This is a genomic window from Calothrix sp. CBUCES-K 9914 (assembly GCF_059640475.1).
The window spans coordinates 1-801 of the sequence record NZ_JBXXZH010000560.1; the positions used below are offsets into that span (position 1 = coordinate 1).

The 801-nt window shown below is 43.7% G+C and carries 1 protein-coding gene and 1 pseudogene; both read right to left on the reverse strand.

Going from position 1 to position 801, the window contains the following annotated elements; translation table 11 throughout:
* Window positions 1–46 precede the first annotated feature (46 nt).
* On the reverse strand, window positions 47–280 hold the full coding sequence (locus tag AC2JBO_RS45070; protein WP_496960110.1) for a nuclear transport factor 2 family protein: 234 nt from the start codon (window positions 278–280) through the stop codon (window positions 47–49).
* A 301-nt stretch (window positions 281–581) separates the two neighbouring features.
* Window positions 582–801 (reverse strand): annotated as a pseudogene (locus AC2JBO_RS45075) (photosystem II q(b) protein); the annotation flags it as partial.

Genomic DNA, 801 nt, shown 5'->3' on the forward strand with positions numbered 1-801 from the left:
TTTCTAACGCGAACAAACTTTTCTTTATTTTAGGCTATGCTCCCGCTTAACCGAGCAGTATTGCATAGGAATGGATTTGACGGTCGCTAATATCCAACTTCGTGAACTTAAAGATTCCAGAGCGGTGCGCTTGGAGGTCGTATTGCTTGTTGACCACCAGACCTGTATGCATTGTAAAAACTAGATCGTCGGCAATGAGTTCATCCAGTGCGGAAACATCACTGGTGAGCATGGCCTGCCGCAGTTTTTCTTCCAGATTATCAATCGTCATATTTTCCATTGAATACTTCTCCTCTACAAATTAAGGAACGTGAGCGTTTTCAATCTTGTTAACCGCAATAATTTTTAACGAAGGAACAGCACTGGCAACAAATCTACTCATGCGTACACAACACTTAAGCGAATGCTTATCTATTTTTAGTATAGATAAGCATTCGCTTAAATGTCAAATTATTCTCTTCACTATCAACCATCACCACTGCATCGTGAAATCCATGCGGGCGCCTTAACATCTCTTTATAGACATGCGGAAAAGCGCCCCCTGTAAAGGGAGCGCTTAAGCGTTGGTTATTCGACTAGGATTAACCGTTGATTGCAGGTGCGGTTAATGCTACTGGTGCAGCGTCGCCAGAAGCTAAGTCAAGTGGGAAGTTGTGAGCGTTACGCTCGTGCATTACTTCCATACCGAGGTTCGCACGGTTGATGATGTCTGCCCATGTGTTGATTACGCGACCTTGACTGTCAATTACTGATTGGTTGAAGTTGAAACCGTTCAGGTTGAATGCCATTGTCGAGATACCT

Excerpts from the sequence above, each read along its gene's own strand:
- AC2JBO_RS45070 (WP_496960110.1), bottom strand. The coding sequence starts at position 280 with ATGGAAAATATGACGATTGATAATCTGGAAGAAAAACTGCGGCAGGCC.